At 65.9% G+C, this 20,220-nt stretch carries 16 protein-coding genes; 10 read left to right on the top strand and 6 right to left on the bottom strand.

What is annotated here, in order from left to right:
• The first annotated feature begins 13 nt into the window (after positions 1 to 13).
• Positions 14 to 1,555, top strand: coding sequence for an amidohydrolase family protein (locus AC1RP5_RS14980; protein WP_493111749.1), 1,542 nt, complete (start codon positions 14 to 16; stop codon positions 1,553 to 1,555).
• A gap of 60 nt (positions 1,556 to 1,615) precedes the next feature.
• On the opposite strand, the gene AC1RP5_RS14975 is transcribed toward AC1RP5_RS14980, so the two are convergent.
• Positions 1,616 to 2,905 carry an RsmB/NOP family class I SAM-dependent RNA methyltransferase gene (locus tag AC1RP5_RS14975; protein WP_493111747.1) on the bottom strand — a complete coding sequence of 430 codons (1,290 nt, stop codon included), beginning with the start codon at positions 2,903 to 2,905 and terminating at the stop codon, positions 1,616 to 1,618.
• A gap of 81 nt (positions 2,906 to 2,986) precedes the next feature.
• On the opposite strand from AC1RP5_RS14975, the gene AC1RP5_RS14970 reads away from it, so the two are divergent.
• A complete protein-coding gene (locus tag AC1RP5_RS14970) occupies positions 2,987 to 4,702 on the top strand; it encodes an ABC transporter ATP-binding protein/permease (RefSeq protein WP_493111746.1) in 1,716 nt (571 codons plus the stop codon).
• Here AC1RP5_RS14970 and AC1RP5_RS14965 read toward each other — a convergent pair.
• Complete coding sequence (locus tag AC1RP5_RS14965) at positions 4,685 to 5,614, bottom strand: hypothetical protein (RefSeq protein WP_493111744.1); 930 nt, start codon at positions 5,612 to 5,614, stop codon at positions 4,685 to 4,687. The genes AC1RP5_RS14970 and AC1RP5_RS14965 overlap by 18 nt on opposite strands.
• An 82-nt stretch (positions 5,615 to 5,696) precedes the next feature.
• Between AC1RP5_RS14965 and AC1RP5_RS14960 the strand changes: the two genes are divergently transcribed.
• Both AC1RP5_RS14960 and AC1RP5_RS14955 read left to right on the top strand, forming a co-directional pair.
• On the top strand, positions 5,697 to 6,350 hold the full coding sequence (locus AC1RP5_RS14960; RefSeq protein WP_493111742.1) for a helix-turn-helix domain-containing protein: 654 nt from the start codon (positions 5,697 to 5,699) through the stop codon (positions 6,348 to 6,350).
• Positions 6,347 to 6,832 (top strand): cupin domain-containing protein, encoded by a 486-nt coding sequence (locus tag AC1RP5_RS14955; protein ID WP_493111740.1) that lies wholly within the window; start codon positions 6,347 to 6,349, stop codon positions 6,830 to 6,832. Before AC1RP5_RS14960 ends, AC1RP5_RS14955 begins: the two co-directional genes overlap by 4 nt.
• A 244-nt stretch (positions 6,833 to 7,076) precedes the next feature.
• On the opposite strand, the gene AC1RP5_RS14950 is transcribed toward AC1RP5_RS14955, so the two are convergent.
• From AC1RP5_RS14950 to AC1RP5_RS14935, 4 genes are all read right to left on the bottom strand, one after another.
• Complete coding sequence (locus AC1RP5_RS14950; protein WP_493111738.1) at positions 7,077 to 8,132, bottom strand: 2-oxoacid:ferredoxin oxidoreductase subunit beta; 1,056 nt, start codon at positions 8,130 to 8,132, stop codon at positions 7,077 to 7,079.
• Positions 8,129 to 9,973, bottom strand: coding sequence for a 2-oxoacid:acceptor oxidoreductase subunit alpha (locus AC1RP5_RS14945; RefSeq protein ID WP_493111737.1), 1,845 nt, complete (start codon positions 9,971 to 9,973; stop codon positions 8,129 to 8,131). The genes AC1RP5_RS14950 and AC1RP5_RS14945 overlap by 4 nt, the downstream gene beginning before the upstream one ends.
• Positions 9,958 to 11,772, bottom strand: a complete 1,815-nt coding sequence (locus AC1RP5_RS14940) for an FAD-dependent oxidoreductase (protein WP_493113369.1) — start codon at positions 11,770 to 11,772, stop codon at positions 9,958 to 9,960. Before AC1RP5_RS14940 ends, AC1RP5_RS14945 begins: the two co-directional genes overlap by 16 nt.
• Before the next feature lie 169 nt (positions 11,773 to 11,941).
• Positions 11,942 to 12,736, bottom strand: a complete 795-nt coding sequence (locus AC1RP5_RS14935; RefSeq protein ID WP_493111735.1) for an AraC family transcriptional regulator — start codon at positions 12,734 to 12,736, stop codon at positions 11,942 to 11,944.
• Positions 12,737 to 12,807: 71 nt separating this feature from the next.
• On the opposite strand from AC1RP5_RS14935, the gene AC1RP5_RS14930 reads away from it, so the two are divergent.
• The 6 genes from AC1RP5_RS14930 to AC1RP5_RS14905 all read left to right on the top strand — a co-directional run bounded on the left by AC1RP5_RS14930 (position 12,808) and on the right by AC1RP5_RS14905 (position 20,214).
• A complete protein-coding gene (locus AC1RP5_RS14930) occupies positions 12,808 to 14,001 on the top strand; it encodes an MFS transporter (RefSeq protein ID WP_493111733.1) in 1,194 nt (397 codons plus the stop codon).
• A gap of 100 nt (positions 14,002 to 14,101) precedes the next feature.
• Positions 14,102 to 15,076, top strand: coding sequence for a Bug family tripartite tricarboxylate transporter substrate binding protein (locus tag AC1RP5_RS14925; RefSeq protein WP_493111732.1), 975 nt, complete (start codon positions 14,102 to 14,104; stop codon positions 15,074 to 15,076).
• 9 nt (positions 15,077 to 15,085) lie between these two features.
• The gene (locus tag AC1RP5_RS14920; protein ID WP_493111731.1) at positions 15,086 to 16,063 is read left to right on the top strand and encodes a Bug family tripartite tricarboxylate transporter substrate binding protein; all 978 of its coding nucleotides are present in this window, start codon (positions 15,086 to 15,088) and stop codon (positions 16,061 to 16,063) included.
• 5 nt (positions 16,064 to 16,068) lie between these two features.
• Positions 16,069 to 18,021, top strand: a complete 1,953-nt coding sequence (locus tag AC1RP5_RS14915; RefSeq protein ID WP_493111730.1) for an alkyl/aryl-sulfatase — start codon at positions 16,069 to 16,071, stop codon at positions 18,019 to 18,021.
• A 75-nt stretch (positions 18,022 to 18,096) separates the two neighbouring features.
• The gene (locus tag AC1RP5_RS14910; RefSeq protein WP_493111729.1) at positions 18,097 to 19,410 is read left to right on the top strand and encodes an ABC transporter substrate-binding protein; all 1,314 of its coding nucleotides are present in this window, start codon (positions 18,097 to 18,099) and stop codon (positions 19,408 to 19,410) included.
• Between the two features lie 30 nt (positions 19,411 to 19,440).
• Positions 19,441 to 20,214: an ABC transporter ATP-binding protein gene (locus AC1RP5_RS14905; RefSeq protein ID WP_493111727.1), complete on the top strand. Its 774-nt coding sequence runs from the start codon at positions 19,441 to 19,443 to the stop codon at positions 20,212 to 20,214.
• The last annotated feature ends 6 nt before the right edge of the window (positions 20,215 to 20,220 follow it).

Here is a 20,220-nt window from a genome sequence, read left to right as displayed (position 1 = left end):
GAGAAGCCGAACCATGGCCACCAGCCTGATCCGTAGCCGCGCCGCCATCACGGGCACCAAGGACCGTTTCACCTGGAACGAGATCAAGGACGGCGCCGTCCTGCAGGAGGATGGCGTCATCGTCGAGGTCGGCACCTACGACGATCTGCACCGGAAGCACCCGACGGTGCCGGTGATCGGCACGGGCAAGGAGATCTTGCTGCCGGGCTTCGTGAACGGCCATCACCATGTCGGCCTGACGCCGGTCCAGCTCGGCTCGCCCGACATGCCGCTGGAACTGTGGTTCATCACGCGCATGGTGATCCGCAACCTCGACCTCTATCTCGACACGCTCTATTCGGCCTTCGAGATGATCGGCTCGGGCATCACCACGGTGCAGCACATCCAGGGCTGGATGCCGGGCACGCTGCCCGACGTCGAGAAGCGCGCGACCGAGACGATCAAGGCCTACGAAGATGTCGGCATGCGGGTCAGCTACTGCTACGCGGTGCGCGACCAGAACCGGCTCGTTTACCAGGCCGACGAGGAGTTTGTTAAAAGCCTGCCGAAGGAGCTGCAGGGCCCGATGCAGCGCTGGTTCGACCGGTTCAAGATGGGCCTCGACGATGCGATGGACATGTTCAAGTCCTTCCATTCGCAGCATCACAACAAGCGCCGGGTGAAGATCCAGCTCGCACCGGCCAACCTGCACTGGTGCTCGGACGCGGCTCTGACGAAGCTCAGCGAGACCTCGGCCGAGTACAACGCGCCGATGCACATGCACTTGCTCGAGACGGCCTATCAGAAGGAATATGCCTGGCGGCGCGGCAACTGCACGGCGCTGGAATATATCGACCGCTTCGGCATGGTGAACGAGCGGCTGACCCTGGGTCACGGCGTCTGGCTGAACGAGAAGGACATCGATCGGCTGGCCGAGGCCAAGGGCTGCGTCTGCCACAACTGCTCGTCCAACTTCCGCCTGCGCTCGGGCGTGGCGGCGCTCAATCACTTCGAGAAGAAGGGCATCAACACCGCGATCGGCCTCGACGAGGCCGGCATCAACGACGACCGCGACATGCTGCAGGAACTGAAGCTGGTGCTGCGCGCGCACCGCGTGCCCGGCATGGTCGAGGCCGACGTGCCGACCATGGCGCAGGTGCTGCGCATGGCGACGGTGGGCGGGGCGAAGACGACGCCGTTCGGTGATAGTCTCGGCACGCTGGAAGTCGGCAAGGCCGCCGACATGGTGCTGATCGACTGGGAGAGCGTCGCCTATCCCTATCTCGACGAGATGACGCCGACGCTCGACGCGGTCGTGCAGCGCGCCAAGCAGCAGGCCGTCACCATGACGATGTGCGACGGCGAGGTGATCTACAAGGACGGTCTCTTCACCAAGGTCGACAAGACCGCGGCGCTGAAGGCGCTGCACGACGATCTCAGCAAGGCGCTGGCCGACGACGAGGTCGAGCGCCGCAAGCTCTCGGTCGCGCTGCTGCCGCACGCCCGCAAGTTCTACGAGAACTACATGGACCCGTCGAAGCACCAGCCGTTCTACAGCCCGAGCTCAAGAGTCTGATCAGAAGGACCGCGGAGCTCCAGCTCCGCTCATGAGCGGGCCCGGAGGCCCGCGGTCCGTCTAAGACGTCAGCCTTGCGACGTAGAAGCCGTCGAGGCCGCCGCGCTCGGACCACATGAAGGGCAGGGTGCGGACGTCGCCTCGTGGAGTGATGGCGTCCTCGAGGCCCGGCAGTTCGGCCGGCGTGACGCGGACGCGCTTGACCTGGGGATTGCGCACGAGCAGCGCGTTGATCCGCTCGACGCCTTCGTCCTCCTGCAGCGAGCAGACGGCATAGACGAGAGTGCCGCCGGGCTTCAGCATTTCGAGTGCGCGTACCAACAGGCGGTCCTGCGTGACCGTCAGCCGCGCGACATCCTCATCGTCCTTCAGCCAGGCGATGTCGGGATGGCGGCGCAGCGTGCCGGTGCCGGAGCAGGGTGCATCGAGCAGGATGGCGTCGAATTTTTCCTCAGGCGTCCACTTGCTGGCATCGGCCGTCACAAGATTGGCCGACAGGCCGGCGCGCGCGAGGTTTTCACCGAGGCGCGTCATGCGCCGGGCCGAGATGTCGACGGCCGTCACCTGGGCGCCGGCCGCGCAGAGCTGCATCGTCTTGCCGCCCGGTGCGGCGCAGAGATCGGCGACGCGCTTGTCGGTGATGTCGCCCAGCAGCCGCGCGGGCAGGGCGGCGGCGGCATCCTGCACCCACCATGTGCCTTCGGTGAAACCGGGCAGCTCGGCGATGTGGCCGCCGCCCTTCCGCCGCAGCGTGCCGGTGGGCAGCTTCTCGGCCTCGAGCTGGCCCGCCCAGAAATCGGCATCCCGGCGCACCGTGAGGTCGAGCGGCGCCTCGGTCAGATGCGCGGCGGCGATGGCGCGCGTCGTATCCTCGCCATAGGCGTGGATCCAGCTCTCCCACAGCCACCGCGGCGTGTTGAGCCGGGCGGGATCGCGATCCACCAGCAGGGCGTCGCCGTCGCGCGAAATGCGGCGCAGGACGGCGTTCACCAGGCCCTTCAGGTGATGCAGGCCGGCATCCTCGACCAGCCGTACCGAGGTATCGACGGCGGCGTGCGGCGGCGTGCCGAGGAACATCAACTGGGCGGCGCCCAGGCGCAGGACCTGGCGGCCGACCGCGTTGGCGCCATCCAGCGGCTTGGTGATCAGCCCGGAGAGCACGCCCTCGATTTCGCCGAGATGGCGCAGGGTGGTGGCGAGCAGGAGGCGCACGAAGGCGCGGTCGCGCGGATCGAGCGCGGTAAAGCCGCGATGCTGGCCCAGGGCGTCGTCGAGCGGCTGGCCCTTGTCGAGGCAGGCCATCATCACATCGACTGCGGCGCGGCGTGAGGCGAGAGGAGTAGCTTCCATCGTGCGGCGCTATAGCTGCCGCAGACGCCGTTGTCATCGTCGCCCTGTCTCGGCAGTGTGCGGCCCGAAAGGATTTCCTGCATGAAAAGCGTGAGTTCCTACTTTGGAGACTGGTGGCGGCTGGTCGTTCCGTATTTCCGCTCGGAGGAGCGCTGGATCGCCATCGGCCTGCTGGTCGGCGCGATCGCGCTCACCCTCGCGAGCGTGGTGGTCAACGTCGCCTACAGCGAGTGGAACCGGCGCTTCTACGACAGCCTGCAGAACAAGGACGAGGCCGCGTTCTGGATCGAGATGGTCAATTTCGGCTGGATCGCGGCGCTCGCCATCGCCTTCGGCGTGGCGCGCGGGCTGGTCAGCCCCTATCTGCGCCTCAGGTGGCGGCGGTGGCTGACCGGCCACTATCTCTCGCACTGGCTGGACGGCCGCGGCTACTACCGCATCGAGCTCGAGCGCAAGGTCGACAACGCCGACCAGCGCATCGCCGAGGATCTGCGGCTGCTCGGCCTCTACACCATGACCCTGCTGCTGGGACTGATCAGCGCCGTGGCGACCCTGGTGTCGTTCCTGTTCATCCTCTGGGAGCTCTCCGGGCCAATCTCGCTGTCCGCCATCGGCCTCGATGTCGTGATCCCGGGCTACATGGTCTGGGCGGCGCTGCTCTACGCCTTCGTGGGCACCTGGCTTGCCAACCTGGTCGGCCGTCGACTGATCCCGCTCAACTTCCTGCAACAGCGCTACGAGGCGAACTTCCGCTTCGGGCTGATGCGGGTGCGCGAGAACGCCGAGGGCATTGCGCTCTATCGCGGCGAGCCGCGCGAGAACGAGGTGCTCGAAGAGAAGTTCACCGACGTCTTCAATAATGCCTGGCGCGTGCTGCTGACCGAGACACAGCTCGTCTTCTACCAGATCGGCTACGCCCAGGTTGCCATCATCTTCCCCTACATCGTGATCGCCCCGCGCTTCTTCGCAGGTGCCATCACCTTGGGCGTCGTCATGCAGACGGCGCAGGCTTTCGGGCAGGTCCAGACGGCGCTGTCGTTCTTCCTCGACAACTACACCAACGTGGCCGAGTTGCGCGCGGTGATGGACCGGTTGAGGGGCCTGCAGACCGCCATCGAGGAGAAGCCGGCGGAGCAGATCACGGTCACGGCCGAAACCGGTCGTGCCGATGTCGGCACCAGCGGCGTCGATCTGGCACTGCCCAACGGGCAGGCGCTGCTGAAGGACCTGAACCTCACCCTGCCGAAGGGCGCGTGGACGCTGATCTCGGGCACCAGCGGCTCGGGCAAGAGCACGCTGTTCCGCGCGCTGGCCGGCATCTGGCCGTTTGGCCACGGCAAGGTGCTGATCCCGGCGGGCGCGCGCGTGCTGTTCCTGCCGCAGAAACCCTACATCCCGATCGCCACCCTGCGCGACGCGGTGAAGTATCCCGACGAGAACTCGACCGCCACGGACGCCGACATCGTGCAGGCGCTGGAGGCGGCTCGGCTCGGCCATCTCGCAAGCCGCCTCGACGAGGAGGCGCATTGGGGCAACATCCTGTCCGGTGGCGAGCAGCAGCGGCTCGCCATCGCGCGGGCGCTGGTGTTCAAGCCTGACTGGCTGTTCCTCGACGAGGCCACAGCCTCGCTGGACGAAGCCAACGAGGCCGCGGTCTACGGCGTGCTGAAGGAGCGGCTGCCGCAGGCGACCGTCGTGTCGATCGGCCATCGGCCGTCGCTGCGCGAGTGGCATGCGACCCGCCTCGACCTGAAGCGTGCGCCGGGCGAGACGGGGACGCTAAACGTCGTGACCTGACGAGCGTTCGATGGTGAGGCCGGGCACGCGCTCAAGGGCGTGGACGGCCTCCTCGACGGTGCGCGACTTCCAGGCGTCGCGCACCCACCAGGGGCCGACGTCGATCGAGGCATAGCCACCGCCGCGCGCCGGCTCGACGCTGGCGACCTTCACCGTGGAGGTGCCGGGCCGGCCCAGCACCACGGTGCAGGCGGCGGTCGAGAGATGCCAGCGCTGGCCCGTGGCGTCGCTCCACAGCGCGAAGTCCTTCTCGCCGAGCCTGCGGGCGAGAGGCTCGGGCGTGTCGAGCAGGTCGCGCGTGTGCAGGCAGCGGTTGGCGATGCGATGCGGATCCTCGGCATCGGCCGTCAGCACATCGTAGGCGACGGTGAAGGTCTCGACCGTTCCCGGCGACAGCGCAGCCCGCGCGACCTCTTCATTGGCCGCCTGCCAATCGGCGACCCAGGGCGCGGCGGCGGCCTCGAGGTCGCCCCAGCCCAGATAGAGCGCGCCGATACTGTCGCCGAATTCGGTGTCGCGCGGTGCACCGTAGATCGAGAGTCCGATCGAGATGTCGTCGCCCGTCGTCCAGGTGGCGTACAGCACGACATGGTCGGGCGAGCTTGCATAAGGGGAAAGCTCGTCGCGCTCGATTTCCTGCGGTGCGCCGAGGCGCTTCACCAGCCCGGCCAGGACTTCCTTGGCGGCGATCGCGCCGGCTGCCAGCTGATAGGTGACCGTCAGGATCGGCCGGTTGGGCTGGGAGGCCGTGATCTCGGCCGAGCCGGTGGCGAAGCCGAGGGCTTCGGTGCAGGGCAAGGAATGGCTGCAGTAGCCCGGGTCCGTGGCGGTTGCGACGATCGCGTCGAAGCGCGTGCCCCAGGGAAAGAAGCCCGCGTCGCCCAGCGCAAAGCCTTTTGCGGTGTCGTCCATGGCGAGACAGTAGCGGAAATCCGGATTGCATCCCAAGACAGGTGTCTTGCCTCACAGGAAAGTCCGGGCTAGCCTCCCCGCCATGGACAAGATCGCCCGGACGACACGAGACATCGGCCGCCGCCTGCGCGCGGCGCGGACCGGTGCGGGCCTCACCCTGGCCAACGTCGCGGGCCGCGCGGGCGTCTCCGAAGGGTTCCTCTCGAAGCTCGAGCGAGGACAGGCCGCGGCCTCGATCGCCAACCTGATCCAGCTTGCCGAGGTGCTGGGACTCGGCATGCACGAGCTGTTTCCCAACGAGGGCGCGCCGGCGATGACGCGGGTGGCGGTGCATCGCGCCGAGGGTGGCGATCTCGAGGAGGTTGCGGCGACGGGTTATCGCTGGCGCCATCTCGGCGGCGGCGCGCCGCTCGACCGCATGGAGGTCTTCCACCTCGTCTTCCCGCGCGCCAAGGGCATGGAAGCGACGGTGTCCCATCCCGGCCAGGAGCATTGCTACGTGCTGTCGGGGGAGGTGCTGTTCCATGTCGGCGAGGCGACGTACCGGCTGAAGGCCGGCGACGGCATCCTGATCGATTCGCAGCAGCCGCACCGCGCCGAGAATGCCGGGCGCGGGCAGGCGCATGTGCTGATGTCGGTCGCGCGGCCGGCCGAGGCGGCGAACGTGCCGGACTGGTGGCATCTCTCGGCACCGGGACTCAAAGAGAAAAAACCGAAGGAGGAAAGCAAGCCATGAGCAAGCACGTTCCCGACACGGCGGCGGCCAATGCCGCGCTGGACACGACGCGCGAGGCCTCGCGCCGCGACCACAAGGCCTACCAGGTGCGCCATCTCGACGAGATCGAATGGGAGACGATCCGCTGGCCGGGCGAGACCGGCAAGATGCTGTTCCATCCCCGGCCCGAGGATCCGACGCAGCCCAATGCCGGCATCCTGCGGCTGGAGCCGGGCGCCTATCATCCCGAGCACTATCACGGCTTTGCGCAGGTTTGGCTGGTGCTGAAGGGCGAGTTCGTGATCGACGGCCGCACGTGCCCGGCGGGCACGATGCTCTATCACCCCGACCCGCACTTCGAGGGCGAGTTCAAGACCGAGACCGGCGGCGAGATCCTGATCGTGCAGTATCCCGGCCCGACGACCGGCGAACGTCCAATCTACGCCGGCCGTTTCAACATGGAGAAGCGCAAGTCGGTCGCCGAGGAAAGGGTCGACCTTTAGAGGCCTTTCTGAAACGGGTTGAACGATCACGCCTCGCTTGCTTCCCCATTCAAATGGGGAAGTGTCCCGTCATACGGGGCGATGGGGTCATGGCGTCGCAAACCTATGACCCCTCCGTCGTCTTAAGACGACGACACCTCCCCATTTGAATGGGGAGGAAGCCGATTTTTCTTCGCCCGAAAGACTCCCGAATCAAAAGAGCGCGCCCCTGAGGGACGCGCGCTCTTTGCTTTCGGCGTGCGGACTAGCGCAGGCTCGCGTTGATCTTGTCGAGTGCCGAGGTGCCCGGGCAGAGTTCAGGAGCGTTCAGCGTGTTCAGGGGCACGTCGACCGTGTTGAGGTTGGCGTGCAGGTCGCTCGGCGTCGGGTCGACGTAGAGCAGGCCGGTCACGACCTCGCCGGCATGCATGCCTTCCTGGATGCGCTTCATCGCCGAGACCTTGTCGGACGGATCGTACTCCTCGCCGAGCTTGCGCAGGCGCAGGAGCGAGCCGTCGTGCTGCTGCACGATCTTCATGGAGCCCGGCTCGTAGTCGGTGGTGATCTCCTCGCGGGTCTCGATGAAGTCGATGCGGTTCAGCGCCTCGTTGTGCTCGCGCACATAGTCGTAGCTCTTGGTCGAGCCCGGATGGTTGTTGAAGGCCACGCAGGGGCTGATGACGTCGAGGAAGGCCGCGCCCTTGTGGTCCATCGCCGCCTTGATGAGCGGCACGAGCTGGTGCTTGTCGCCCGAGAAAGAGCGGCCGACGAAGGTGGCGCCCATCAGGATGGCGAGCGACACCATGTCGATCGAGGAGTCGGGGTTCGAGACGCCCTTCTTGCTGATCGAGCCCTTGTCGGCGGTGGCGGAGAACTGGCCCTTGGTGAGGCCGTACACGCCGTTGTTCATGACGATGTAGGTCATGTTCACGCCGCGCCGCATGACGTGGGCGAACTGGCCGAGGCCGATCGAGGCGGAGTCGCCGTCGCCCGACACGCCCATGTAGATCAGGTCGCGGTTGGCCAGGTTGGCGCCGGTCATTACCGACGGCATGCGGCCGTGCACGGTGTTGAAGCCGTGGCTGGCGCCCACGAAGTAGGTCGGCGACTTCGACGAGCAGCCGATGCCCGAGAGCTTCGCCACCTGGTGGGGCAGGATGTCGAGTTCGTAGCAGGCCTGGATGATCGCGGCGCTGATCGAGTCGTGGCCGCAACCGGCGCACAGCGTCGAGACGGCGCCCTCGTAGTCGCGGCGGGTGAAGCCCGCCTTGTTCTTGACCAGCGAAGGGTGATGGAGCCGGGGCTTGGCGATGTAGGTCATGACGCGGCCTTGTCGAAGGAGACAACCTTGAACTGACTGAGCTTCTTGGCGATGTCGCCGGCGATGAAGCGTGCCGTGATCGGCGTGCCGTCATAGTGCAGCACCGGGACGAGCTTGCGGGCGTCGAGCGTGTATTCGCCCATCAGCATGATGCGGAGTTGGCCGTCGCGGTTCTGCTCCACGATGAACACGCGGTCGTGCTCGTGGATGAAGTCCTCGACACTCTGCGCGAACGGGAAGGACCGCACACGCAGCGCGTTGACGTGATGGCCCTCGGCCTCGAGATGGTCGAGCGCCTCGTCCATCGCCGGGCTGGTCGAGCCGAAATAGATCACGCCGAAGCGGGTCGGCTTGGGCGAGGAATAGCGCAGCGGCTGCGGCGCGATCTTCTTCGCGGTCTCCCACTTCTTCTGCAGCCGTTCCATGTTGCGCACATAGACCGGGCCTTCCTCCGAGTAGCGCGCGAACTCGTCCTTGGTCGTGCCGCGCGTGAAGTAGGAGCCCTTGGTCGGGTGCGTGCCCGGATAGGTGCGGAACGGGATGCCGTCGCCGTCGACGTCGAGGTAGCGGCCAAAGGTCTTGCCCGCGTCGAGATCCTCGGCGGTCATCACCTTGCCGCGGTCGAGATCGCGGTTCTCGTCCCAGGCGAACGGCTTGCACAGCCGATGGTTCATGCCGATGTCGAGATCGGTCATGACGAAGATCGGCGTCTGCAGGCGGTCGGCGAGGTCGAGCGCGTCGGCGGTGAACTCGAAGCACTCGCGCGGATCCTCGGGGAACAGCAGCACGTGCTTGGTGTCGCCGTTCGAGGCGTAGGCGCAGCCCAGCAGGTCCGACTGCTGCGTGCGCGTCGGCATGCCGGTCGAGGGACCGCCACGCTGCACGTTGACCAGCACCGCCGGGACTTCGGCGAAGTAGGCGAGGCCGATGAACTCGGTCATCAGCGAGATGCCGGGGCCGGAGGTCGCGGTGAAGGAGCGCGCGCCGTTCCAGGCGGCGCCGATCACCATGCCGATCGAGGCGAGCTCGTCCTCGGCCTGCACGATCGCGTACTTGGCCTTGCCGGTCTCCTTGTCGTGGCGGAGCTTCTTGCAATGGGCCTGGAAGGCCTCGGCCAGCGACGAGGACGGCGTGATGGGATACCAGGCGCAGACCGTGGCGCCGCCGTAGACGGCGCCGAGCGCGGCCGCGCTGTTGCCCTCGACGAAGATGCGGTCGCCGACATTGTCGGCATGCTTGACCTTGATCTTCACCAGGTCGGGATCGATGTGCTGCTTCACCCAGTCACGGCCGAGGTTCATCGCCTTGACGTTGGAGTCGATTAGCTTTTCCTTGCCCTTGAACTGCTCGCTGAACAGCCGCTGGATCTGCTTCTCGTCGATGTCTAGCAGCACCGAGAGCGCGCCGACATAGATGATGTTCTTGAACAACTGGCGCTGGCGGGCGTCGGTGTAGGTGGCGTTGGTGATCGCCGTCAGCGGCACGCCGATCACGTTGATGTCCTCGCGGAACATCGACGCCGGCATCGGCTTGGTCGAATCGTAGAACAGGTAGCCGCCGGGCGTGATTTCCTTCACGTCCTCGGCCCAGGTCTGCGGGTTCATGGCGACCATCATGTCGACGCCGCCACGACGACCGAGATAACCCTTCTCGGTGACGCGGACCTCGTACCAGGTCGGAAGACCCTGGATGTTAGAGGGGAAGATGTTGCGCGGGCTGACGGGCACGCCCATGCGCAGGATCGACCGGGCGAAGAGTTCGTTGGCCGAGGCCGATCCGGATCCGTTGACGTTCGCGAACTTGACGACGAAGTCGTTAACGGCGGCTATTGCTTGTGGCATGCGTGCCCCGCGTGAGTCATTTCAGTGTAGTACTTGCGCATGTCCCACGCGCCGGTGGGGCAACGCTCGGCGCACAGCCCGCAGTGCAGGCAGACGTCCTCGTCCTTGACCATCACGCGCTGGGTTTTCAGGCCGTCGCCGATATAGAGGTCCTGGGTCGGGTTCATCGCCGGCGCCGTCAGGTGGTGGCGCAGCTCCTTCTCGTCGGCGTTCTCGGTGAAGGTGATGCAGTCCATCGGGCAGATGTCGACGCAGGCGTCGCATTCGATGCAGAGCTGGCCGCTGAACACCGTCTGGACGTCGCAGTTCAGGCAGCGCTGCGCTTCCTTGAAGGCGAGCTGCGGATCGAAGCCCAGCTCGACCTCGGCCATGATGTCCTTCAGCGCTTCCTGCTTGGGGCGATGCGGGACCTTCAGGCGATGGTCGATGGTCGGAGCGTTGTCGTAGCTCCACTCGTGGATGCCCATCTTCTGGCTGGCGATGTTCACGCCGGGGGCGGGGCGATCCTCGGGGTTCTCGCCGATCAGCATCTTGTGGATGGAGATCGCCGCGTCGTGGCCGTGCGCGGCCGCCCAGATGATGTTCTTCGGGCCGAACGCCGCGTCGCCGCCGAAGAACACCTTCGGATGCGTGCTGGCGAAGGTCGCTTCGTTGAGCTGGGGCAGGCCCCACTTGTCGAACTCGATGCCGGCGTCCTTCTCGATCCACGGGAAGGCGTTCTCCTGGCCGATCGCGACCAGCACGTCGTCGCACTCGTGGAACTCGTCGGGCTCGCCCGACGGGACCAGCGAACGGCGGCCCTTGTCGTCGTACTTGGCGACCACCTTCTCGAACAGCACACCCTGGATCTTGCCGCCCTCGTGGCGGACTTCCTTCGGTACGAGCATGTTGAGGATGGGAATGTCCTCGCCGATCGCGTCTTCCTTCTCCCACGGCGACGCCTTCATCTCGTCGAAGCCGGAGCGGACGATCACCTTCACGTCGTCGCCGCCGAGGCGACGAGCGGTGCGGCAGCAGTCCATCGCGGTGTTGCCGCCGCCCAGCACGATCACGCGCTTGCCGACCTTGGTGATGTGGCCGAACGAGACCGACGACAGCCAGTCGAGGCCGATATGGATGTTGGCGGCCGCTTCCTTGCGGCCGGGCACGTCGAGGTCGCGGCCGCGCGGCGCGCCGGAACCGACGAACACCGCGTCGTAGCCTTCGGCCAGCACGGCCTTCAGCGAGTCGACGCGTTGATGGCGGAACTCGACGTTGCCGATGCCGGTGATGTAGCCGACCTCCTGGTCGATCACCGACTCAGGAAGACGGAAGTGCGGAATCTGCGTGCGGATGAAGCCGCCGAGCTTGGGATCCTGGTCGTAGATGACGATCTCGTAGCCCAGCACCGCAAGGTCGCGCGTCACGGTGAGGGACGAGGGGCCGCCACCGATGCAGGCGATGCGGCGGCCGTTCTTCTCCGGCGCCTTGGGCATCTTGGCGTTGATGTCCTCATCGTCCTTGTAGTCGGCGGCGACGCGCTTCAGGCGGCAGATCGCAACCGGCTCCTTCTTGCCCTTCACCAGGGTCTCGTCCTCGACGCGGCTGCGCCGGCAAGCCGGCTCGCAGGGGCGATCGCAGGTCCGGCCCAGGATTCCCGGGAAGACGTTGGATTTCCAGTTGATCATGTACGCATCGGAATAGCGTCCGTGCGCGATCAGCCTGATGTACTCAGGGACGGGCGTATGAGCAGGACACGCCCATTGGCAATCGACGACCTTATGGAAGTAGTCGGGATTGGCGATATCGGTCGGCTTCAACATAAACTCCAGGCGGCGGCGGGGAGCAGCGACACACTCCGGTAAACGACGATTTAGATTACCCTAAACAGGGGGCGCATTGGGGGATTATTACCATTCAGCGTCAAGCAATCTTCTTTGCTAACCATTTGCAATACCGTGCAAAATCCCCTCACAACACACAGGGCTTTTAGCGCGCCGGTCGATAAGCACTTGGGGATACTCCTGACGCTCTGCGGAACATCGCGCTGAAGGCGCTGACGCTGTCGTAGCCAAGGTCGAGTGCGACGTCCGTCACGGCCTGGCCACCGCTGAGACGCCCCATCGCTTCGAGCACGCGCGCCTGCTGGCGCCACGCGCCGAACGTCAGGCTGGTTTCCGTCACGAACAATCGGGCCAGTGTGCGCGGGCTGGCATTCGCCGAGCCCGCCCAGTCTTCCAGCGTGCGCTGGTCGCCCGGATGGGCGAGCAGTGCCGAACAGAGGCGATGCAGGCGCTTGTCTCGCGGCATCGGGAGATGAAGCGGCAGGGACGGTTCGTGGTGCAGCTCGTCGAGGATCAACGCCACGACATGGCCGGCCGCGCCGCGCTCGTCGTAATGCACCGGCAGCTCGGTCGCCCGCACGATCAACTCGCGCAGCAGGGGAGAGATGTGCAGCACCCGGCAGACGTCGGGCATGCCGGCCGCCGCATCCTGGCGCAGATAGAGAGTGCGCATCGTGACGTCGCCCGACATCACGATGGAATGGCGCACGCCCGGCGGCATCCACAAAGCGCGCTGCGGCGGGACTACCCAGACCGCGGCCTCGGTCGAAATGCGCATCGTGCCGACCGTGGCGTAGATGAGCTGGGCGCGGCGATGGCGATGCGGTGCGATTTCGTAGCCGTTGGCGAAGTCCTTGGGCATCGCCGCGACGGCCCGCGGCACCCGCTGGTAGTCCTCGGGATTGGTCGAGCGCGGATCGGCTTGGCGGTTTTGCGACATTGGTTGGCAATCTAGCGCAAGACAGACAGGCCGGCCACGCCTACTCTGTCAGGTCTGGAGGAACCAACAAGATGAGCCACGGAAGTCCCACCTCGATCCTGCTCAACATCGGCCACGCCATGGATCACTGGATCCTGGTGGTCTTCGCCTATTCCTGGGGCGTCATCGCCGGCGTCTGGGGCGTGGAGTGGACCGAGCTCACGCCGTTCAACTACGGCGCACTCTTCATGTTCGGCGCGGGCTCGATCGTCAGCGGCCGCCTCGGCGACCATTGGGGCCGCTGGATCATGATGGTGATCTTCTTCGTCGGCATGGGCGTCTCGGCCCTGATCATCGCGCTCTGCACCAACAAGTGGCAGATCGGCGCGGCGCTGACCCTGATGGGCGCCTTCGCCTCGATCTATCACCCGGTCGGCATCCCGATGCTGGTCCAGAAGGCCAAGAACCCCGGCTTCACGATCGGCGTGAACGGTCTGGCCGGCAACATGGGCATCGCGATCGCGGCGGGCCTGTCGGTCTATATCGCCCAGCGCTTCGGCTGGCAGGCGGCGTTCATCATCCCGGGTGTGATCTGCCTGGTCTGCGCCGCGGCCTTCGTCCTGCTGGTGCCGCGCGAGGAAGAGGCTCCGGCCAAGCGCAAGGCCAAGATGCTCGACCTGCCGCCGTCGGTGATGGCGCGCGTGTTCGCGATCATGACCTTCACCGCGGTGACCGGCAGCATCATCTTCAATTTCACGACCAACGGAAACGGCGAGCTTTTAGCCAACCGCGCCAAGAGCATCGCGCAGGATCCGACGATGCTGGCCACCATGCTGTTCATCATCTTCTCGCTGGCCTCGCTGGCACAGCTCGTGGTCGGCAAGCTGATCGACCGCTATCCGCTGAAGAACATCTACCTGCCGATCGTGCTGCTGCAGGTGCCGCTGTTCCTGATCGCCTCGCAGGTGCAGGGCTGGGCGCTGTTCTTGACGGCCATCGCCTTCATGCTGCTGGTGTTCGGCGCCATCCCGTTCACCGACGCGATGATCGTGCGCTACATCGACGACCGCATGCGCAGCCGGGTCACCGGCGTTCGCCTGGCGATCGGGTTCGGCGTCAGCTCGTTCGTCGTGGCGCTGATCGGTCCGCTGGTGAAGGACGCAGGCTTCCCCGTGCTGCTCTCGGTGCTGGCGGGCGTCGCTTTCTGCTCGTTCCTGGCTCTGTCGATGCTGCCCAGCGAGAAGGACGTGCACACGATCGCGGCGGCGCCCAAGCCCGCCGAATAGACAGGGTTCACTGCAATAAGAATCGACGGCCGCGCCTGATTGCGCGGCCGTCTTGCGTTTGCGATCCTTCCCGCAACGATAAAGAGGAAGGGTGGACGCAATGCTCAAGAGACGCACTGTGCTGGCGGGAGCCGCCGGCTGGACGATCGTCGGCGCTTCAGCGGTCCGCGCCCAGGCCTGGCCCAGCCAGCCGATCCGCATCGTCGTTCCTTATATTCCGGGCGGTGCGACCGATACCGCCGGCCGCATCGTCGCCGAGAAGATGGGCGCGCTGCTCGGCCAGCAGGTGATCGTCGAGAACCGGGGTGGCGGCAACACCATCATCGGCATGGAAGTGGTGGCCAAGTCCAAGCCCGACGGCCATACGCTGCTGCTCGGCACCACGACACTGGCGACCAATGCGGCGCTTGGCCTCAAGCAGCCCTACGATCCGCTGAAGGACTTCCAGCCGATCTCCACTGTCGCGGACATTCCCGACATGATCGCCGTCAACAAGGACGTGCCGGTCCGCAATTACGCCGAGTTCATCGAATGGGTGAACAAGCAGCCGCAGAAGGTGCGTTACGGCACCTCCGGCGTCGGCAACCAGCCGCATCTGTGGGGCGAGCTGTTCCGCGCCCGCACCGGGCTCAAGATGGAGAATGTCGCCTACAAGGGCGTGGCCGACACGCTGCGCGACGTGATGGGCGGCCATGTGCCGGTGATCATCGACGTCGTGCTGCCGACGGGCAACCATGTCGCCGCGGGCCGCATGACCGGCATCGTCGTGGCTTCCGCGCAGCGCTCGACCATCTGCCCCGATGTGCCGACGGTGGCAGAGATCGGCATGAAGGACATGGAGAGTGCGGTGTTCTACGGCATCGTGGCGCCGGCCGGCGTGCCGCGCCCGATCGTCGACCGGCTGAACGGGCTGGTGCAGCAGATCGTCAAGGATCCCGAGGTCATCAAGAAGTACAGCGAGCTGGGCTTCTTCATGACCGGCAGCACCCCCGAGGCCTATCTCGAGAAGCTCAAGTTCGAGACCGAGCGGTGGACCAAGGTGGTCAAGGACAACAATATCAAGGTCGAGGGTTAGCGTTTCATCATGCTGAAAAGACGTGTTGTGCTGGCGGGCGCCGCCGGCTGGACGATTGTCGGTGCTTCCGCGGTCCGGGCACAGGCCTGGCCCAACCAGCCCATCAAGCTCGTTGTTCCTTACGTGGCCGGTGGCTCGACCGACGCGGCCGGGCGCATCGTCGCCGAGAAGCTGACGGGACTGCTCGGCCAGCAGGTGATCGTCGAGAACAAGGGCGGCGGCAACACCATCATCGGCATGGACGTGGTCGCGAAGGCCAAGCCCGACGGCAACACGCTGCTGCTGGGCGCGGCCACGATGGCGACCAACGTGGCGCTCGGCCTGAAGCAGCCGTTCGATCCGCTGAAGGATTTCCAGATGATCTCGACCCTGGTCGACATCCCCGATCTCCTGGCGATCGACAGCAAGACCTTGCCCGCGAAGAACTATGCCGAGTTCGCCGAGTACGTGAACAAGCAACCGCAGCGCGTGCGTTACGCCACGTCGGGCATGGGCAACCAGCCGCATCTGTGGGGCGAGCTGTTCCGCACGCGTAACAAGCTCAACCTCGAGAGCGTCACCTACAAGGGCGCGGCCGATGCGTTGCGCGACGTCATGGGCGGCCACGTGCCGATCATGGTCGACGTGGTGATGCCGACCGGCACGCATGTCGCGGCCGGCCGCCTGACCGGCATTGCCGTGGCTTCGCCCGAACGCTCGACCGTCTGCCCCGACGTGCCGACCGTGGCCGAGCTTGGCATGAAGGACCTCGAAAGCGCGGCCTTCTTCGGACTCGTGGGACCGGCCGGCCTGCCGGCGCCCATCGTCGAGAGACTGAATGAGCTTTGTCTCGAAACGCTCAAAGACCCGGCGGTGAAGAAGAAGTTCGCCGAACTCGGCTTCTTCACGACGGGCAGCACGCCACAGGCCTATCTCGATCGGGTGAAGTCCGAGACCGAGCGCTGGACCAGGGTGGTCAAGGAAAACGACATCAAGGCTGAGGGTTAAAGTTCATGGCGTCCGCGTCGTCCGTACCGGTTCCTTCCTCCCATCTCGACGCCGCCCGCGACGCCGAACCCGCAACCAGAGCCGCCAACGAGGCGATGGCGGCGCGTCTGCCCTTCGGCAACACGGCGGACTTCGACATGGCCAAGCGCGGCCTGATCGCCGAAGTGCCGGAAGGGATCGTGCGCACCGGCGGCGGCACGGTGCTGTGGAACCTGGGCGAATACGCCTTCATCGACGGCGAGCTGGCGCCCAACACGGTCAATCCCAGCCTGTGGCGCATGGCGCGGCTCAACCTTGCCAACGGCCTGTTCAAGGTCACGGACCGGCTCTACCAACTGCGCGGCTTCGACATCGCCAACATGACGGTGATCGAGGGCGACAGCGGCCTCATCCTGATCGACCCGCTGACCACCGCCGAGGTTTCTCGCGCCGCACTCGACCTCTATTACGCGCACCGGCCGCGCAAGCCGGTGGTCGCCGTCATCTACACGCACAGCCATATCGACCATTACGGCGGCGTGCGTGGCGTGGTCGACGAGGCTGACGTGAAGGCGGGCAAGGCACGGGTGATCGCGCCGGCGGGCTTCATGGAAGCGATCTCGGGCGAGAACGTGCTGGCGGGACCGCCGATGTCGCGGCGCGCGCAGTTTCAGTTCGGTACGATGCTGCCGCGCGGCGCGCGCGGCCAAGTCGATGCCGGCCTCGGCAAGAGCGTGGCGCGCGGCACGCCGGGCCTGATCGCGCCGACGCAGTCGATCGAGAAGGCGGTCGAGACGCATACGATCGACGGCATCGAGATCGTCTTCCAGCTCGCGCCCGAGACCGAGGCGCCGGCCGAGATGCACATGTTCTATCCGCAGCTCGGCGTGCTCAACATGGCGGAGAATGCCTGCCCGTTGCTGCACAACTTCATCCCGCTGCGCGGCGCGGTGGCGCGCGATCCGCGCATCTGGGCCAAGTATATCGGCGACGCGATCGCGATGTACGGGCCCAAGACGATGATCCTGATCGGCCAGCATCACTGGCCGACCTGGGGCAACAGCAAGATCATCGACTACCTCGAGGCGCAGCGCGACCTCTACAAGCACATCCACGACCAGACGCTACGCTACATGAATCGCGGCTGGCGGCCGGCCGAGATCGCCGAGGTGATCGACCTGCCGCCGGGCCTCGCCGAGCGCTGGTCGGTGCGCGGCTATTACGGCTCGGTCAGCCATAACGTTAAGGCGGTCTACCAGCGTTATCTCTCTTGGTACGACGGCAACCCGTGCAACCTGCATCCGCTGCCGCCGGCGCCGGCGGCGCGGAAGTTCGTCGAATACATGGGCGGCGCGGCCGCGGTGATGGAGAAGGCGCGCGCCGACTTCGCCAAGGGCGAGTTCCGTTGGGTCGCCCAGGTGATGAAGGAGGTCGTCTACGCCGAGCCCGGCAACAAGGAAGCCCGCGCGCTCTGCGCCGATGCGCTGGAGCAGATGGGCTACCAGGCGGAGTCGGCGACCTGGCGCAACGCCTTCCTCTATGGCGCGCAGGAATTGCGCCATGGCGTCTTCCAGATGCCGGTGCGTCCTGGCATGGGCGCCGACACGTTGGCGGGCCTGACCAGCGACGTCTTCTTCGACCTGATGGCGATCCGCCTCGATGCTGCGAAGGCGGCGGGGCAGTCGCTGGTCGTCAACTGGCGCTTCACCGATCGCAACGAGACGCTGGCGCTGACGCTCAAGCACAGCACGCTCACGCATCGCATGGGCGAGACGGCGGCCAAGGCCGACGTTTCGGTGACGACGACGCGCGCGACGATGGACCAGATCGTGATGCGCAAGCTCACCATTCCCGATGCGCTGGCGAGCGGTGCGCTGAAGCTCGAAGGAGAGATCCCGAAGCTCGGCGCGCTGTTTGCGATGATGGATCCGCCGTCGGGAATGATGTTCGAGATTCTAACGCCGGGAGAAGATCGCTGACGCGAAACGCTTGACAGAACCTCCCGTGTTCCCTGTGATGGGGACAAGAAATATTAAAAGTTATGGGAGGAGTTTATGCTCGTGCGTAGGGCTGTCCGCATTCTGGGGGGGGCAATCGCCGCCGTCGCGGCGTTGGGCATGGCGGTCTCCGCCCAGGCCCAGGAAAAGAAGATCAAGATCGGCGTCATCTTCGACCTGACCGGCCCGCTGGCCGGCGGCGGCTCGGAGCTGAACTACACCGGCGCCAAGATCATGATCGACAACTTCATCAAGCAGGGTGGGGTCGAGGGCTACAAGATCGAGGCCGTCTACGCCGACGCGCAGAGCAAGCCCGACGTCGCCATCAACGAGGCGGTTCGCCTGATCGAGCAGGAGAAGGTCAATCTCGTGCTGGGCTTCTTCTCCTCGGCGCAATGCGTGCCGGTGGCGGCCCGCGTCGAGCAGCTCAAGAGCTTCATGTGGATCACCACCTGCATTTCGACGGGCGTGGTCGAAAACAAGAACCTGAAATACACGTTCCGCCCGCAGGCTTCGGGCCAGCAGTTCGGCCAGATGGCGGCCGACATGATCGAGAAGCACGCCAAGTCCAAGTTCGGCAAGGAACCGAAGGACATGCGCGTGGCGATCATCCACGAGGACGGCTCCTACGGCGTCGACGTCTCGAAGGGTAACGAGGCGGGCTCCAAGAAGGCCGGCTTCAACATCGTCATGAAGGAAGGCTATTCGGCCACCGCGCCCGATCTTTCGGCGCTGGTGACCAAGCTGAAGCGCGCCCGTCCGGACGTGATCTTCCATACCGGCTACAACCCCGACATCACGCTGTTCGCCCGCCAGGCGCGCGAGCAGGGCCTGAAGTTCGGCGCGCTGGTCGGCCACGGCGCGGGCTACGGCGTCTACGAGAAGCTGAAGGACGGCATGGGCAGCGATGTGAACTACGTGTTCAACATCGACCCGATCTCGATCTGGCTGGCCAAGGCCGACGGCCTCAATCCCAAGCTGCCGCCGGTGATCAAGATGGTCGGCGAGGAGTTCGACAAGATCAAGCCGGGGGTCGCGATCCGCTCCGCCCACGTCGGCATCGCCGCGTCGAACACCTACGTGTTCTTCACCGAGGTCCTGCCGCGCGCCATCAAGAACCATGGCGGCGTCGATCCCGACGCTCTGCGCAAGGCGGCCCTCGAGGTCGACCTGCCGGAAGGCGGCACGATGCTGGGCTTCGGCGTGAAGTTCGCAGGCGAGGGCTCGCCGATCGCCGGCCAGAACGAGCGCTCGTTCCCCGTCATCATCCAGTACGTCGACGACAAGTCCTACGTCGTCTGGCCGAAGAGCCAGCAGCAGCGCGAGCCGGTGCTGCCGCTGCCCAAGACCTCGGGCTTCAGCAACCAGTAGGCCGCGGCCGCAAACGGGAGAGGGCGGGCCGTGCTGGTTGTAGAGGGTTTGGTAAAGCGTTTTGGCGGCTTCACGGCCGTGAACAACGTGTCGTTCAAGGTCGACCAGGGCGAGATTCTCGGCCTGATCGGCCCGAACGGCTCGGGAAAAAGCACGATCTTCAACATGCTGTCGGGGACGTTCCCGCCGAGCGCGGGGTCGATCAAGTTCGACGGCCGCGAAATCTCGGGCCTGCCGTCGCACCGCATCATCAACAGCGGCGTCGGGCGCACCTTCCAGATCCCGCGCCCGTTCCGTCGCCTCACCATCTTCGAGAACGTGGCGCTGGCGGGCTATTACGGCCAGGGCAGCCACAGCCTGGCCAAGGCCGAGGAAGCCGCCGAGCGGGCGCTCGACATGGTCGGCCTGCCGACCGATCGCCAGGCCAGCGTCGACGGGCTGGGCGCCGCCGGCCTCAAGAAGCTCGAACTCGCCAAGGCCATCGCCACGGGGCCGAAGCTCCTGCTGGCCGACGAGAGCCTGGGCGGTCTCGACGAGGCCGAGATGGACCAGGCCGCCGACATGCTGCGCAAGATCCGCACCGAACTCGGCATCACCATCATCTGGGTCGAGCACATCATGGGCGTGCTGATGCGCGTGGTGGACCGCGTCATGGTGCTCGACCACGGCGAGAAGATCGCCGAGGGCCTGCCGAGCGACGTCTCGCACGATCCCCGCGTCGTCGAGGTCTATCTCGGCACCGACGCGCACTCCACGCAGGCCACGGCCGCCGCGGCGGCTGCCGCCGGCTCGGCCAAGCGCTGACGGGGT

It is taken from the genome of Reyranella sp. GW821-FHT12G01, assembly GCF_058806575.1.
Note: the sequence above shows the minus strand (reverse complement) of the source record. Positions and strands in the feature narration are given on the sequence as shown.

What these genes read in the sequence shown, in the direction of transcription:
- AC1RP5_RS14920 (WP_493111731.1), top strand. Translation starts at nt 15,086, where the DNA reads ATGCTGAAAAGACGTGTTGTGCTGGCGGGCGCCGCCGGCTGGACGATT.
- AC1RP5_RS14955 (WP_493111740.1), top strand. Translation starts at nt 6,347, where the DNA reads ATGAGCAAGCACGTTCCCGACACGGCGGCGGCCAATGCCGCGCTGGAC.
- AC1RP5_RS14910 (WP_493111729.1), top strand. Translation starts at nt 18,097, where the DNA reads ATGCTCGTGCGTAGGGCTGTCCGCATTCTGGGGGGGGCAATCGCCGCC.
- AC1RP5_RS14935 (WP_493111735.1), bottom strand. Translation starts at nt 12,736, where the DNA reads ATGTCGCAAAACCGCCAAGCCGATCCGCGCTCGACCAATCCCGAGGAC.
- AC1RP5_RS14945 (WP_493111737.1), bottom strand. Translation starts at nt 9,973, where the DNA reads ATGCCACAAGCAATAGCCGCCGTTAACGACTTCGTCGTCAAGTTCGCG.
- AC1RP5_RS14970 (WP_493111746.1), top strand. Translation starts at nt 2,987, where the DNA reads ATGAAAAGCGTGAGTTCCTACTTTGGAGACTGGTGGCGGCTGGTCGTT.
- AC1RP5_RS14975 (WP_493111747.1), bottom strand. Translation starts at nt 2,905, where the DNA reads ATGGAAGCTACTCCTCTCGCCTCACGCCGCGCCGCAGTCGATGTGATG.
- AC1RP5_RS14980 (WP_493111749.1), top strand. Translation starts at nt 14, where the DNA reads ATGGCCACCAGCCTGATCCGTAGCCGCGCCGCCATCACGGGCACCAAG.
- AC1RP5_RS14915 (WP_493111730.1), top strand. Translation starts at nt 16,069, where the DNA reads ATGGCGTCCGCGTCGTCCGTACCGGTTCCTTCCTCCCATCTCGACGCC.
- AC1RP5_RS14950 (WP_493111738.1), bottom strand. Translation starts at nt 8,132, where the DNA reads ATGACCTACATCGCCAAGCCCCGGCTCCATCACCCTTCGCTGGTCAAG.
- AC1RP5_RS14925 (WP_493111732.1), top strand. Translation starts at nt 14,102, where the DNA reads ATGCTCAAGAGACGCACTGTGCTGGCGGGAGCCGCCGGCTGGACGATC.
- AC1RP5_RS14965 (WP_493111744.1), bottom strand. Translation starts at nt 5,614, where the DNA reads ATGGACGACACCGCAAAAGGCTTTGCGCTGGGCGACGCGGGCTTCTTT.
- AC1RP5_RS14930 (WP_493111733.1), top strand. Translation starts at nt 12,808, where the DNA reads ATGAGCCACGGAAGTCCCACCTCGATCCTGCTCAACATCGGCCACGCC.
- AC1RP5_RS14960 (WP_493111742.1), top strand. Translation starts at nt 5,697, where the DNA reads ATGGACAAGATCGCCCGGACGACACGAGACATCGGCCGCCGCCTGCGC.